Origin of the sequence: Actinomadura geliboluensis (assembly GCF_043197915.1) — a bacterium.
Lineage (GTDB): Bacteria > Actinomycetota > Actinomycetes > Streptosporangiales > Streptosporangiaceae > Spirillospora > Spirillospora geliboluensis.
Genome location: NZ_JBICUA010000001.1, coordinates 422,074 through 437,442, shown reverse-complemented (window position 1 = coordinate 437,442; position 15,369 = coordinate 422,074). Strand labels below are relative to the sequence as shown.

Here is a 15,369-nt window from a genome sequence, read left to right as displayed (position 1 = left end):
GAAGTCTGGCGCCGTGATCAACGAGGTGCGGGGCTCCGTCCGGATCGCGGTCGCCTGGTCGGCCGTGCTCCTGTGCCTGGTGATCGCCTCGGCGGCGGTGCAGCTCGCGGGGCGCTCGGACGGCGAGGCCCGGCCGGTGCGCGCCCCCGTCGTGGTCATCGGCGTCGCCGGACTGGCCTGGGGCGACATCCGCGCCGACCAGACCCCGAACCTGGGGCGCCTGCTCGCCAGGGGCGCCGCCGCCGGGGCCGCGACGGTCCGCACGACCGGCGGCCCGGCCTGCGCGTCCGACGGCTGGCTGTCGCTGTCGGCGGGGCAGGCGAGCGTGGGGCCGCGCACGGACGGCGGCGAGTGCGCGCCGCTCCCGCCGGTGCGGGGGACGGGCGGCGGCGCCCGGGTGCAGCGGTGGGACCGGCTCGTCGACGCCCAGCGCCGGTCCGAGTTCTCACCCCGTCCCGGCGCACTGGGCATGGCCCTGGCCGAGCAGGAGGGCTGCGCGACGGCCATCGGCCCCGGCGCCGCGATCGCGTTGGCACGGCCGGACGGGACCGTCGACCGCTACAGCGCCACCGTGGCGGACGCCGCGCTCGGCTGCCCGGTCACGGTGATCGACGGCGGCCAGGTCGTGGAGTCCGGCTCCGGCCGGCTGAACTCGCTGGCCCGCATCGACGCGTTCGCGGGCGGCGTACTGGAGCGCCTCGGCGATCGGGCCACCGTGCTCGTCCAGGGCGTCTCCGAACCGCCCGGCGGGACGCCGTACCTCGCGGTGAGCATGGTCGACGGCCCGGCGACGGGCGCCCGTCCCGCCCTGCTGACGGTCTCCTCGACCCGCTGGGGCGGGGTCGTGCGGCTGCTGGACGTGCCGAGCACCCTGCTCGCGGCGGTCGGCGCCCCCGAGCCCGCGGAGTTCAGCGGCGCGCCGATCTCCCTGGGCCGCGCGCGTCCCACCGACCCGACGACGACCGTCCACGAACTCGGCGCCGTCCCCACCACGGACCGGACACTGCGCCGCTGGTCGGCCCTGCTGCTGCTCATGGCGGCCGCGACGCAACTCGCCCTGTACGCCGCGGCGGTGATCGTCCGGCGCCGCCCGCCCCCGGGCCCTGCCCGCCGGCGGCTGAAGCGCCTCTTCATCCACGCGGTGCTCGCGTTCTCGGTGCTGCCGGTATCGGTGTACCTGGTGTCGCTGACGCGCTGGTGGCACGCGCCGTCCCCGGACGCGGCCCTGTGGGGCGCCCTGGCGGTCACCGTCGTGCTCGCCGCCGTGCCGGCCCGGCTCCTGCCCGCGCGTCCGCCATGGCGGGTGCCGCTCGCCGTGGCGCTGCTCACCTTCAGCGTGCTGGTCGTGGACGCGGCGACCGGCACGCTCCTGCACCGCGCCAGCCCGTTCGGCCCCTCGGCGCTGTACGGCGGGCGCTACTACGGATTCGGCAACTCCACCTTCGCCGTCTTCGCCGTCGCCGCGCTGGTGCTCGCAGGGGCCGCCGCCGCCGAACTGACCGGCCGCGGCCGCCGCCGGACGGCCGCGGCCGCCGTGACCGCGATCGGGGCCATCGCGGTGGCGGTCGACACCTGGCCGGCCTGGGGCGCCGACGTGGGCGGCGGTCTCGCCCTGATCCCAGGGGCGGCGGTGCTGGCCTTCGCCGTGGCCGGGGTGCGGCTGACCCCGGCGCGGCTGTTCGCCGTCGGCGCGGCCTCGGTGGCGGTGGTCGCGGCCGTGGCGCTGCTGGACTGGCTGCGTCCCGCCACCTCACGCACCCACGCCGGACGCTTCGTGCAGGACGTCCTCGACGGCGAGGCGTGGCAGCTCATCGACCGCAAGGCGGGCTACGCACTCTCCTCCCTGGCAGGCGGCCCACTGGCCTGGGGCACGGCCCTCGTCCTCGTCCTCCTGGTGCTGGCACTCGCCTGGCCGCACCGGTTCTCACCCGCCTACCTCGACGCCGCCCTGCACCAATGGCCGACCCTCCGCCCCACCCTCGCCGCCGTCCTGACCACCTGCACCATCGGCGCCGTGGTCAACGACTACGGCATCCGCCTCATCACCTACGGACTCATCACCGTCCTCCCCCTCCTCGCCCTAACCTGCGCCCGCACCACCCAAGAACCCAACGAACACAACACCCAGACAAAGGACGACCCGACCAAGGCCAGTCCAGGAGCAGAGCCCCAGCCATAACCAGGGCCACCGCGATACGTGTCAGTGCCAGCGTGTGGCCAGCTCTGGCACACAACGGCGCAGACCCTCGATCGAGTACGTGCCGACCCGCAAACCCGACCCGTCCGGCTACCTCCGGGCAGCCCCGCACCTTGGCGTTGGCCCGTCCACCTGCACGGTCATTGAGGACGCCCCCCGGCATCGCCGGGGGCCGCGCCGTCGGCGATGCCGTCCTGGCCGTCCTGACCAGCCACCCGGCGGAGTCTCTGACGGCGGTGCGCCACACCGTCCAGACCCTGACCCATGTGAAGGCAACCCATACCGCCCTCCACCTGATCGCCCCCGGCTGATAGGCCCGACATGGAGCCGCCCTCGCCCGGCCGAGCGCTGGCCGCCCAAGACATGCTCGCGGGCGGGAAGATCTTGGGGCCCGAGCACAGGCGCTGGAGGCGGAGCGGTGGCCGGCGTTCATCCAGTCCTCAAAGGGCGGCTCCTGCGCAGATTGCACTTCGTCGCCTTTTGATGACCAGGTGTATCGGTTGGCGATGGAACAAATTAGGACGCCTAGGACGTGGCTCAGGTCTACAGAGTTTTCTTGTGATCTAGATCACAAAGCAAGATCGTCTGGGTGTCTTCCCCCAGCTTGACTGTGGAGTTAACTTAAAGCGACTTCAACGACCCTTTATGCCTTGGGGTTCACATATGGTTCGCGGTGTGGCATGCCGTTGTGCGGCGGTTCTCCGTTCGTTGTTGTGGCGGAGTCCCGGCCGAATGGCCCACCTGGTGGCGTTGCTCATGGTGGCCGGTTTGCTGCAAGTGCCGATCGCCGTTGTTGCGCTTGAATCCGCGGGTCACGCCGATGAACCGAAGGTGACGGCGGCTCAAGGAGCCGAGACCGAGCAGGAGGCGGTCGCGGCCGCGGAGCGGACAGGTGAACCGGTCGAGGTCACCTCTCGGCGTGGGGAAAGGCGCACGGTGAGGGCGCTGCCGAATGGTCGGATCGAGGTCGAGCAGCATCTCCAGCCGATTCGCGCACGTCAGGGCGGTGAATGGGTCGGCATTGACGCTACCCTGCGCCGTTCGGGTGACGCGATCGTTCCGGCCGCGACCACTGTCGGGCTCCGGTTCTCCGCCGGCGGGAACGGTCCGATGGTCGAGATGACGCGGGCCGGCCGCAAGCTCGCCCTGACCTGGCCTCAGCCGCTGCCCGAACCGGCTCTGGACGGGGACACCGCCGTCTATGCGGGCGTGGCCGGTCCGGATGTCGATCTGCGGCTGCGGGCGATGCCGGACGGGTTCGCCCACGTGCTGGTGATCAAGACTGCGGACGCCGCCAAGGATCCGCGGGTGGCCTCGTTGTCGCTGGCGCTGTCGGCCACGCGCCTGACGGTGGCTGAGGAGCAGGGCAGCGGAATGCTGAAGGCCACCGATCCCAGTTCGGGCGCGGTGGTGTTCCAGGCGCCGTCGCCGTTGATGTGGGATTCTTCCCAGCCGGCTGCCCCGGCACCGCAGACCCGCACGCGGACGACTGTGGACGCGGCCGAGGAGCCGGGAGTCGGGGCCAAGACGGCTGTTGTCGACGTCGCTGTCGGGGATGGCGCGCTCACGTTGACGCCGGATCAGGGGCTGCTGACGGCGCCGGACACCACGTTCCCGGTGTACATCGATCCGATGTACCGGACGCTGCTGGCGTCGTCGTGGGGCATGGTGTCGTCGGGGTATCCCGATGAGAACTACCCTCTTTTCGATGGCCGGTCCACCGAGGGTGTGGGGCGGTGTGAGGTCGGCAAGGATTCCCGCTGCGTCAAGGACCAGACCAAGCGCCTGTTCTACCGGATGGAACTGCCGCCGCTGAAAGGCCGCTATATCCAGAGCGCGGAGTTCATCGCCTATGAGACCAGCGCCTACAACTGCAGCAATTCGACTGTGGTGGAGTTGTGGCGGACCTCGGCGTACACCTCGTCGGCGACGTGGAACAACACCAAGAGGACCTGGCCCAATGGCGGCGCGTGGGGTGAGGTTCTGGACACCCGGGATGTGGCGTACTGCTCCAGGGCACCGGTGGAGTTCGGCGGTGCGAAGCTGCGCGAGCATGTGCAGGACGCGATCGGCAAGGGCTACGGCACGATCACCTTCGGGTTGAAGGCCTACAACGAGACGACGATGGACTGGTGGAAGCGGTTCGCCGAGGACGCCTACCTGAAGGTGCAGTACAACAACCCGCCGCTGCAGCCCGATAACGACACCATGTTCGCCGACCCCGGCACCAAGTGCCTGCCCAGTTGGGAGGCGCAGACGGTCAACCGCATCCCCACGGTGTACGCCTACCTCAAGGACCCCGACACCGAGGACAGGAACAAGGTGCGGGGCCAGTTCGCCTTGAACTGGGACGCCGGCGACGGCAAAGGCTTCATCGCCCGGTGGTTCTCGGATCTGACGGCTCCGAAGGCCTCGAACAGCAAGTTCGACACACCGCTGCCCTCCAACATCCCGCCGGGGAAGCTGATCGGATGGAATGTCCGGGCCTACGACGGTGAGCAATACGGTCCGTGGGCCTCGGATGGGGCGCAGATAGCCTGCTACTTCTACTACGACCCCGCCAAACCCGGTAAGCCGACCATCACCTCGACGGACTATCCACAGGACGGCGCCGAGCACGGCGGAGTCGGCCAGCCCGGCACCTTCACCATCGCCGATTCCGCTGGTGTCGCCGACCGGTACCTCATCACGTTGAATGGGGGGCCCTCGCGCACGGTGGCCACCACCGCCGGCGCGGCGCAGCAGGTGCAGATCGCCCCGACCCGGTTCGGCCCCAACGTGCTGACGGTGCAGGCGCTGGCGCCCTCCAACCAGAACGGCCCGGTCGTCTCCTATGAGTTCCGTGCGAACAAGGGGTCGGCTCCGGTGGCCAGTTTCGCTCTGGACGAGCCGGCGGGTGCCACGGCGGTGCAGGCCGTGACCCGTGACGGTGAACCGGCCGTCTCGGCGACCGTGCACGGCGGCGCCACCCTGGGCACGGTCGGCCATATCGACCAGGCCGTGCAGTTGGACGGCTCGACCGGCTATGCCTCGACCAGCGCCCCGCTGGTCGACACCAGCCAGAGCTTCGCCGTTTCGGTCTGGGCCAAGGTGGACGCGTCCGACCCCGACAACGACTTCGCAGCACTGTCGATGGAGGGCGTCCACGAGAGCGCCTTCTATCTGAAGTACGTCAAGGACACCCGCAAGTGGGTGTTCGGCCGGACAGCGACCGACACCACTGACGCGCCCGGGTGGTACCAGGCGTCCTCCGCGGCGCCGGCCCGGACCGGAGAATGGACGCACCTGGTGGGTGTCTGGGACGCGCTGGCCAACACGATGCAGATATACGTCAACGGTGACCGCGGCAACGACAGCCCGGTGATACCGGCGATGTGGAAGGCCACAGGCGGCCTGCAGATCGGGCGTTCCAAGTACAAGGACGTCCAACTCGACCACTGGCCCGGTCAACTCGACGACGTGCGGATCTACGACCGCATCGTCGGGGACGAGGAAATCAAGAAGATGGTCACCGACCATCCAGTGCTCAAAGCCCGGTGGATGCTGAACGAGACCGGCGAGGCGGACTCATTCCCGCCCGGAGCACCCGACCTGCTGTTCCACAATGGCGCGGCCATTGATCCGGGAGCGGGGTTCGGGTGGGGAACCTCGATGGCGGGGCTGATGCTCGGGGCGGGTACGTTCGCCGAGACGCTGGCCCCACCGGTGTGGACGAACGAGAGCTTCACCATCGCCGGGTGGGTGCGCAATATGGGGCGTCCACAGCAGGCGGCCACGGTGTTCTCCCAGCCCGGTGCCCAGGCGAACGCGTTCGTGTTGCGGTACGTGCCCGGCGAGGATCCGGTCGATCAAGGCAGTTGGCAGGTCGCGCTGCGCGGATCGGACGATGCGGCCGCAGCACCGATCGTGGTTTCGCATTCCAATTTCAGTCCGGGCGACTGGGTGCACCTGGCAGTGGTGTACGACGCGCTGCGGGACCGGGTCAGCCTTTACGTCAACGGGCAACTCGATGAAACCGCCGGCGGGGTCTCGCAGGAGGACGGCGCGATCCCCTTTGAAGCGAAGAATAACGGCGGCCTGCAAGTGGGCCGCAACAAATTCGGTGCCGCCGATGGCACCGAGTTTTGGCCGGACGCGGTGGACGACCTGTGGGTCTACCAAGCCGCGCTCACACAACCCCAGCTCGCCAGCCTCGCCGTCGACGTGGAACTCCCTTCCGGATCCAGGCCCTGACCACGCCCGGCCGCCAGCCGGGCGACGGCCGGAAAGAGCCCCCCTCTTGAACTTGATGCAAGCCGAGCGTGCCCGTTGAGGACCGCCCTGTGGAGGATGTCGTGAAGGCAGGCCGAGTGAAGCTCCGTCGCCGGACGCTGGTGCTGGAACCGCGCCGGTCGGCGCGGGCCACTGCGATCGTGACCGCGATGGCGCTGGCCGCAGGGCTGCTGTCGGTCCCTCCGGCATTGGCCGAGCCGCCGAACTCCCACCGGCCCAAGGTCGAGGACCACGAACGGGTGGTGGACGGCCGGCCCCTGAAGGCGCGGCCCCGCAAGACCGATACGCCCAAGCCGGGTCCGGCGGCCAAGGCGGCGTGGCCCGCGCCCGGCACTGCGGAAGTGAAGGTGCCGTCCGGCTCGGACGCAGGCCGCACTGCACGCGCCGCGGGCACCGCCGCCAAGGCGGGCGCACTCCCCGTGGAGATCTTGGCGCCCGCCGGAAGCCCCACCGCACGAACAGCGCCGCCCGCGGAACAGGTACGGGTCCAGGTGCTGGACCGGCAAGCGGCCAACACCGCAGGCGTGGACGGATTGGCGTTCACAGTCGCCCGCACCGATGCCGCCGCACCGGGCCGGGTCAAACTCCGGCTGGACTACTCGGCGTTCGCGCAGGCGTTCGGCGGTGCCTACGGGCCCAGGCTGCGGCTGATGCAGATGCCGGCGTGCGCGCTGACGACGCCGGACCAGCCGCAATGCCGCACCCCCAAACCAGTGGCAACCGACAACGACGGCGTGAGAAAGACACTGACCGCCGAGGTCGAGGCGGCCCCCGCTGCCACCTCCGGATCCCAGGCGGCAGCCGAAGCAGACCAGAGCGGGACGCTGCTGGTCGCCGCCGCCGGCTCTGACAGCTCACAAGGCGATTACAAGGCCACCTCGCTAGAGGCATCGGCGACCTGGCAGGGCGGCGGGAGCACCGGTGACTTCACTTGGTCGTACCCGATGCGAGTTCCACCCGTTCCTGGTGGGCTGACGCCCAACGTCACGATTTCCTACTCATCGGGCAGCGTGGATGGCCGGACAGCCAACTCCAACTCGCAGCCCTCCTGGGTCGGTGAAGGCTTCGAAATGTGGCCGGGATACATCGAACGCCGTTACAAGTCGTGTGAGGACGACGGCGCGCCCAAAGACGAGTGGGGCAACTCGCCAGGCGATCAGTGCTGGGGCTATGACAACGCGACCGTCACCTGGAACGGCAAGGGCGGGGAGCTGATCAAGACCTCGGACGGGACCTGGCGGGCCAAGTCCGACGACGGCACCAAGTACGAGAAACTGACCAGCTCCTCCGTCGAGAACGGTGACGACAACGGGGAGTACTGGAAGGTCACCACCACCGACGGCACCCAGTACTTCTTTGGCGTTAACCGGGCGCCCGGCTGGGTAAGCGGGAAGCCCGAGACAGGTTCGACATGGACCTCACCGGTGTTCGGTGACGACGCCGGTGAACCGTGCCACGGGTCGTCGTTCGCCACGTCCTGGTGTCAGCAGGCCTACCGCTGGAACCTGGACTATGTCGTCGACCCCAACGGCAACGCGATCCTCTACACCTATGGCCAGGAGACAAACCACTACGGTCGCAACCTCAAGGCCGCCGACGAGACCCCGTACGTACGCGGCGGCTACCTGAAGACGATCTCCTATGGTCTGCGCAAGGACGCGCTGTTCGCCAAGGCACCCGCGCAGGTCACCTTCGCCACCTCTGAGCGCTGCATCCCCACCGCGTCCTTCGACTGCGACCCGTCCAAGATCGCCGACAATCCCGACCAGTGGTGGGACGTCCCCTGGGACTTGCACTGCGATTCCGGACAGGAGTGCAAGGACACCCACGGCACCTTGTCGCCGACGTTCTGGTCCCGTAAACGACTCACCCAGGTCACCACCCAGATCCTCAAGAGCGACGGATCGGATTACCGGCCAGTCGACTCCTGGTCGATGAACCACGACTGGGGCTTGGCCGATGTTGAACGCGACCTGCTGCTGGAGGAGATCCAGCATTCCGGCTATGCCGCCGATGGCAAGAAGACGACTCTGCCGAAAGTCACCTTCCAAGCTGGCCAGGCGGACAACCGGCTCGATGAGGTCGGCGACGACATCCTGGCCTATGTCCGCTACCGGGTCGGCACGATCTGGGACGAGTCCGGTGGACAGATCGACATCACCTACTCCGACCCCGACTGCTCTCTGAGCGACCGGCCGACTCCGGAGACCAACACCACCCGCTGCATGCCGGTCATCTGGACACCGCCAGGACGGGAAGGCCCCATTACCGACTGGTTCCACAAGTACGTGGTGACCTCGGTGATCCAGACCGACCGGACCGGACTGTCGCCGGACATGGCTACCAAGTACGAGTACCTGGGAGGCGCTGCCTGGCATTTCGACGACGATGACGGGCTGACCAAGGATAAGAAGAAGACTTGGTCGCAGTGGCGCGGGTACGGCCACGTCCGCACCCTCACCGGCTCCTACAACACCCCGTCCGCGCAGTCCGACACCTACTACCTGCGCGGCATGGACGGCGACCGCAAGACACGCGACGGAGGCACCAAATCGGTGACCGTCTCCGACGGAGAAGGCGGCACCTACACCGACCACGACGCACTGGCCGGATTCACGCTCAAGACCGCCCAATACACCGGGCCGGGCGGCAGCATCCACTCCAAGACGGTCAACACCCCCTGGCGCGTCCAAACCGCCTCACGCACCCGTCCCTGGGGAACGACCACGGCGAACGTGACCGCGATCGACGATACGCGGACCTGGACCGTCAAGGACGGCGGCGGCTGGCTCCAGACCAAGACCGACAACTCCTATGCGAGCTCGGGCCCTGGCGTCGGACGTGTCACCTCGGTCAGCGACCTGGGCGACGTCGACTCCAACGATGACGACAGGTGCACCCGAACCGACTACGCCGACAACACAGGCGCCTGGATAGTGGACTCCCCGTCACGGGTCGAGACAGTTTCGGTGGCCTGCAGCGTCAGTCCCGACCGCTCCACGCAGGTCGTCTCCGACATCCGCACCTTCTACGACGGACTCGGTTTCGACGAAGGCCCGCCTGTGGGAAACGTCACCAAGGTCGAGACCATCGCTTCTCATGACGGTAATTCGCCGACGTATGTGGTGGAAGCTCAGTCCACCTACGACGGCTACGGTCGTCCGACCAAGGTCACCAATGCCGCGAACCAGACCACGACGACGTCCTACACCGACACCCAGGGACTGAATACCCAGGTCACCACCACGACACCGCCGGCCAAGCCGGATGTCTCCTCAACGGCATTGACCACGGTGAAATACCTCGATCCGGCATGGGGTGTTCCGGTCACCACCATTGACCAGTCCAACATGGGGCTGCGTACCGACTACGCCTACGATCCGCTCGGCCGGCTGACCAAGGTGTGGCTGCCCAACCAGTCCAAGGCCAACGGCCGTGAACCCAACTACGAATACAGCTACCGCGTCACCGAAGGCCAGATCGTCGCCGTCACCACCCAGACGCTGACCGCGACCGGCGGACAGCGGCTAGCCGGGATTGAACTGCTGGACGGATGGCTGCGGCCCCGCCAAGTCCAAGTCCCCGGCCAGACCGGACGGCTGATCAGCGACACCTTCTACGACAACCGCGGACAAGTCGTCAAAACCTATGCCGCCTACGCGGCCGAGGGCGCCCCAGCCACCGAGCTGTTCGGTATCGGGACCCCCGGCAACATCGAGACCCAGGCCCACACCGAGTACGACGGCCTGGGCCGCAAGACCGTCGAGAAACTCACTTCCGGCAACGGCTCCCAGCCCGACTCCGAACTGTGGCGCACCACCTACAGCTACGGAGGCGGCAACCGCGTCTCGGTCACCCCGCCGTCCGGCGGCATCGCCAACGCGCAGATCACTGACGCCCGCGGGCAGGTGATCGAACGTCGGCAGTACAAAGCCGCGACTCCGACCGGGGAGTACGACGCGACTCGCTACACCTATACCCCTGCCGGGGAGGTCGCCACGGTCACCGACCCGTCGGGGAACACCTTCACCACCAGCTACGACCTGCGCGGTCGCAAGATCCGGACCACCGACCCCGACAAGGGCACCAGCACCTTCACCTACGACGACCTGGATCGCCTGGTCTCCACCACCGACGCCCGCGGCAAGAAGATCTTCGTCGACTATGACGGGCTGAGCCGCAAGACCGCCACCCACGATGGGGCAGCCGACGGACCGCTCCTGGCCTCCTGGACCTACGACACCGCACCTTTCGGCAAGGGCAAGCTGGCCACCGCAACCAGACACACCGCCGACGGCAACTACACCAGCACTGTCCGCCACTACGACCAGCTGGGCCGCGCTGACAAGACCGCCCTCACCATCCCCGCATCACAAGGTGCACTGGCCGGCCAGTACCAGTTCTCCACCCAGTACGGCCTGGACGAAACCATCCTCGGACAGGCGCGCCCCGCCGCCGGTGGCCTTCCCGCCGAGAGCGTCACATACCAGTACGACGACCTCCTGCGCCCCACGGGCATGACCGGCGGGACAAGCCCCACCGATCAGACGCCTTACGTCAACGACGCCCTCTACACCCCCACCAACAAGCCCAACCTGCTCGAACTCGGGCCCGACGGCAAACACACCTGGCAGACCTTCACCTACCAGTACGGCACCCAGCGCCCGGCCACCGCCCGCACCCTGCACGAAGGCGTCCAAGGCGACGACCGCTACGCCACCTACCACTACACCGACGCCGGCACCATCACCTCGATCACCGACGTCTCCCGCGACGGCGTCGACAACCAGTGCTTCACCTACGACCACCTGCAACGCCTTACCCAGGCCTGGACGCAGAGCACCACTGACGCCTGCGCCACCCAACCCTCTGCCTCGCTGATCGGCGGCCCGGCCCCGTACTGGCAGTCCTTCACCTACGACAAGGCCGGAAACCGTACAGGCGAGACCCGGCACGGAATCGGCGGCACCACCGACACCACCCGCACCTACACCTACGCCCCCGCAGGCCAAGGCAACCGCCTCAACCAGGTCACCCAGACCGGCCCCACCGGCCAACGCAGCGACACGTACACCTACGACGCCGTCGGCAACACCACCAAACGCGCCATCGACGCCGGGCCCACCAACACCGGCCAGACCCTGGAATGGAACACCGAAGGCGAACTGACCAAGGTCACCGACAACGGCAACGACCTCACCTTCGCCTACGACGCCGACGGCAACCGCCTGATCCGCAAGGACGCATCCGGCGCGACGTTGTACCTCCCGGACGGCACCGAACTCCGCGCTCTCAACGGCGCCACCACCGCCACCGCAACCCGCTACTACACCTTCGCCGGCCAGACCATCGCGATGCGCACCTCCGATGGCACCATCACCTACCTGGCCGCCGACCACCAAGGCACTGCCCAGATCGCCGTCAACAGCACCACCCAGCAGACCACCGTCCGCCGCTTCACACCCTTCGGCTCCATTCGCGGCATGGACGACGATGCCACCTGGCCGGGCGACAAGGGATTCGTCGGCGGTACCCAGGACCCCACCGGTCTCACCCACCTCGGCGCCCGCGAGTACGACCCTGACACGGGCCGCTTCATCTCCGTCGACCCCCTCATGGACCAGGCCGACCCCCAGCAGATGAACGGCTACACCTACGCCAACAACAGCCCCGTCACCAACGCCGACCCGGACGGCAACATGTGCCGCAGAACCCGAGACGGCCTGGAATGCTTCAACGGCGATGGCGTGGACCGCCGCCCCAACGACAAGGGCGGCTACGACGTTTACAACCCCAGTGGTCGTAGAGTCGCAAGAAGCGGTGACAGTTACGGCAGAGACTCCCGCAACGCCCGCACGGTCGGCTCCACGGACATCATCGTCGTGCCGAAGAAGGTTGATGTTGTCCGCTTCCGGGCCAAGTTCTGGAAGCTGTACTTCGAGGAGTACGGCTATTCATCCTTCTCTCCTGAGATGCAAGCGAGTTGGGAATTGCGCATCGCCTACCTTGTTTGCGGCGAAATGAAGGACTGCAGTGGAAATTACACTGCCTGGCAGGTCCAGTTGCACCTCGAATGGATGGGATCACAGGGCGGGACCTTTGCCTTCGAGGGCGGACCAGGAAACGGCCTACGCAAATCCCCGCGGGTTCGAGTCGGTGGGAAGCCGACGGCGGCGGGTATCCGGAAAAATTTGGCAAACGCTGCTTGCAAAGGCGGCAATAGTTTCATGCCGGGAACCGACGTGCTAATGGCCGACGGGAGCCGGAAGAAGATCGAGGATATCGGGGTCGGAGACAAAGTCATTGCTACCGACCCGAAGACAGGGAAGACCACTGCTGAGCCCGTGATCGCCACCATCACGGGGGAAGGCAATAAGAAGCTCGTCCAGATCACCGTCGACACTCGCGTCCCTGCCCTGGCCTGGCTGGCAGGAAAGCAGCCCAACCGCTCAGTCTCCCCATTTCAGAGCCCCGAGCGGTCCAAGAGCGGCATGGTCATAGCCACCAACAGCCACCCGTTCTGGGTAGCGGGTGACATTAATGCCTGGGTCAAGGCCGCTGACCTCAAACCCGGCATGTGGCTCCGTACCAGCGCCGGAACCTACGTCCAGATCACTGCCACCAAGCATTGGATCAGCCACAACCAGCGTGTATACAACCTCACCATCCAAGACCTCCATACGTACTATGTGAAGGTCGGCTCCGCCTCGGTCCTCACTCACAATTACGATGATGATATCGACCCGCGCTTCCGCATCCCTGAGTGGGATCCTGGTGATGGTGACGATGACGGAAACGAGACGACCAAGGATCACGAGCGTCAGAACAAGCAGGCACGGGATGCCATTCGTGAAGCGGAGAGAAAGTTGGGTCGTCGCTTGAATCGAGCAGAGAAGCGTAAGGTTCACGACGCCATCACTAAGCAGGGCAAGGGGTATCATGGTGTCGTGGACGAGACCATGCATCTGTTTGGAACCTGTGAATGACCTTCGATAAAGGCGAAGCGGAGCGTCTTCTCCGGAGACACTTGCTCGGCGTTCCGCTTTCTGAAATAGGGCGGATAGGGCTCACTGTCATTCTCGGCTTCGGTCGCTCAGTATCCTGGCTTCAGGTGTCCAGTGATATGGAGGTGAAGGGTGGGGAATTTGCCCTACATATCCAGTGCCCGATGCGTATAAGGCAGGCGGGAAGAATCGTTCTCGGCACCGGAGATCTGGATGATAAATACAAAGTAATGCCATATGACAAAGGTGCTGAATCTCTGCAAGAATACCTCGCGAGAGTGTGTCCGACGGTCGAATCTGTTGAAGTTATTGATTGCGGTGAATTGCGACTTTGCTTGGCGCATGCCATTTCGATCGACGTGCTTCCAGTGAGTTCTATGAGAGTCGAAGAATGGCGGTTCTTGCACCGCTATCACGAGCATTATTCGTTTCCCGATGGTCCTTCCTAGGGTTTCGATTTCGGCGGCGAACGACAACGGTTATCAGTGGAAAATCCTCCTGAGGAGGGCCAGCATGTCGAGCCTGCTCGTACGTCTCTAGCACCTTGTCTAGTGTCGTGAGTCGTTAATTCGTTGGCAATATGCGGCGAGGATTTCGAGGTTTCGTCGGCAAGCTTGGTTCATACGAACGGCTTGGGATTCTTGTTCCACTCGTTGATCCAGCTGTGAGGGTTGAAATGGCTGACGAAATGAGCAAGGAGCTGATCATTAGCCCTCGCGGGAAGTGCGTGCGAGAGGAGTTGGCGGACGCAGGTGTGTGGAGTTCGTATGTGGCGGAACTGCGTCAGGTGCTTGGAGCGGTGATCGCGAAGAGTGGTGTTTGACCTCTTTGAGGTCGGCGAGCTATTGGTGAGTGAACCCCTTCCCGACAGGCACCTCGGCCTTAGCAGTGGGGCGGAAATTCAGCTCTCGCAGGCGATTGACCTTGTTGAAGGAATGGCAGCCGGGCGTGGGCCGTATTGTCAGCTCTCCATTCCGGGATGGCTCCAGATCGAGTCGGGATGGGACGGGGCTGTGCATCTCCACACGACGCAAGCGGTAGCCGCTGATCTGGCAAGATTCCATTGCCGGGACGCGATTCTCCAGTGGCGCGACGCAACTCCTGAACCCACAACGATCTCGAAGCCCGTTGGTGTCGTAGCGGACGAGAGTTTCTGGGAGGCGGTGGCGAAGGCCTCCGAGCGCTTCACCTTGTTGTGCGAACGCTGGGCGTACGGCGCCTACGGGTGCCGATGGTTCGTCGTGACTCGGGAGAACGTAGCCGAGTTGGCCCGACTCATGTGACCATGTTCACTGGTTTGCTTGGCTAGCGATCCGGAGCTGCAACTCAGTCCGGTGCTATTGGAGGACGACTTCACCGCTTTCGTAGCTCCTCTGATGCCCGGTGAGTTGGTCTACCGGGCCTACCCCGGTGGCGCTGATACGCTCTCCGAGGTCACGAGTGAGGGCTTCTCACTCATGCTGGCGGACAGGGTGATGGGCGATTGGTGCGCCGTGATGCCGGACTCGGACGGGGTGATCAGGGCACTCTGGGAGAGCCCAGAGGAACGCTATTCCGATTGACCGCACCTGTAGGCCAACACGTCCCGGACGAGTGTGGCGGAGGGACACGGGACGTGAAAGAAGTCCCGCTCGAACCGACGCAGCATCACGCGCTACAGACAAGTGGGCGGTCTCCGACATGCGCATGTTCAAGCCAGAGAGCATCGACGACGTCATCGCCCGTATCGCCGAGGACGAACTCGGCCTGGACGTTGATGTGGACGGCAAACGGTTCCTTGGCGCGTCCCGCCGGGCGAGCCTGCCGGCTTGGTCGAGTTGAACGAATTGGGGGATGTGACTGGAGTGACTGCGTGGCCGGGGTGGTATCCGCGCGGTTTCTGAACCGCGCCTAAGG

Annotated in this window: 6 protein-coding genes; all 6 read left to right on the top strand. The window is 66.2% G+C overall.

What is annotated here, in order from left to right; genetic code table 11:
- The first annotated feature begins 13 nt into the window (after positions 1–13).
- The 6 genes from ACGFI1_RS02060 to ACGFI1_RS02035 all read left to right on the top strand — a co-directional run bounded on the left by ACGFI1_RS02060 (position 14) and on the right by ACGFI1_RS02035 (position 15,294).
- Positions 14–2,179 (top strand): hypothetical protein, encoded by a 2,166-nt coding sequence (locus ACGFI1_RS02060; RefSeq protein WP_392782068.1) that lies wholly within the window; start codon positions 14–16, stop codon positions 2,177–2,179.
- Between the two features lie 161 nt (positions 2,180–2,340).
- Positions 2,341–2,508 (top strand): hypothetical protein, encoded by a 168-nt coding sequence (locus tag ACGFI1_RS02055; RefSeq protein ID WP_392782067.1) that lies wholly within the window; start codon positions 2,341–2,343, stop codon positions 2,506–2,508.
- 421 nt (positions 2,509–2,929) lie between these two features.
- Positions 2,930–6,430 (top strand): LamG-like jellyroll fold domain-containing protein, encoded by a 3,501-nt coding sequence (locus ACGFI1_RS02050; RefSeq protein ID WP_392782065.1) that lies wholly within the window; start codon positions 2,930–2,932, stop codon positions 6,428–6,430.
- An 89-nt stretch (positions 6,431–6,519) separates the two neighbouring features.
- Complete coding sequence (locus ACGFI1_RS02045; protein ID WP_392782062.1) at positions 6,520–13,455, top strand: RHS repeat-associated core domain-containing protein; 6,936 nt, start codon at positions 6,520–6,522, stop codon at positions 13,453–13,455.
- Positions 13,452–13,922, top strand: a complete 471-nt coding sequence (locus tag ACGFI1_RS02040; protein ID WP_392782059.1) for a hypothetical protein — start codon at positions 13,452–13,454, stop codon at positions 13,920–13,922. Before ACGFI1_RS02045 ends, ACGFI1_RS02040 begins: the two co-directional genes overlap by 4 nt.
- A 1,231-nt stretch (positions 13,923–15,153) precedes the next feature.
- Entirely contained in the window at positions 15,154–15,294 is a 141-nt protein-coding gene (locus ACGFI1_RS02035; RefSeq protein WP_392782057.1) for a hypothetical protein, read from the top strand.
- The last annotated feature ends 75 nt before the right edge of the window (positions 15,295–15,369 follow it).